This is a genomic window from Deinococcus pimensis DSM 21231, from assembly GCF_000519345.1.
Taxonomy (GTDB): Bacteria; Deinococcota; Deinococci; order Deinococcales; family Deinococcaceae; genus Deinococcus_A; species Deinococcus_A pimensis.
The window spans coordinates 20,728-21,081 of the sequence record NZ_KI912616.1; the positions used below are offsets into that span (position 1 = coordinate 20,728).

The window sequence follows — 354 nt, forward strand, 5'->3', positions numbered from 1 at the left end:
CGCGCCTCCTCCTCGGTGAAGTTCCCGTACGCCGCGACGATCACGAGGTCGCCGGGCCGCACGAGGTGCGCGGCGGCGCCGTTCACGCCGATGACGCCCGAGCCGCGCGGGCCGGACAGCGCGTACGTGCTGAGCCGCTCACCGTTGGTGATGTTGTAGATGTCGACGCGTTCGTTCACGAGGATGTCGGCGGCGTCGAGGAGGTCCTGATCGATGGTGATGCTGCCGACGTAGTGCAGGTCCGCCTGCGTGACGGTGGCGCGGTGAATCTTCGCCCTGAACATGATGCGTTCCACAGGGCCGCATTATAAGCGGGCGAGCGGCGCCCGGCGGGAGGGGCGGCACGATTGCGCG

At 68.9% G+C, this 354-nt stretch carries 1 protein-coding gene; it reads right to left on the bottom strand.

Annotated elements, in window-relative coordinates; all coding sequences use genetic code 11:
• Window positions 1-296: aspartate 1-decarboxylase (panD, locus tag DEIPI_RS0100390; protein WP_027480474.1), on the bottom strand; the 296-nt coding region annotated here is incomplete at its 3' end.
• Between the last annotated feature and the right edge of the window lie 58 nt (window positions 297-354).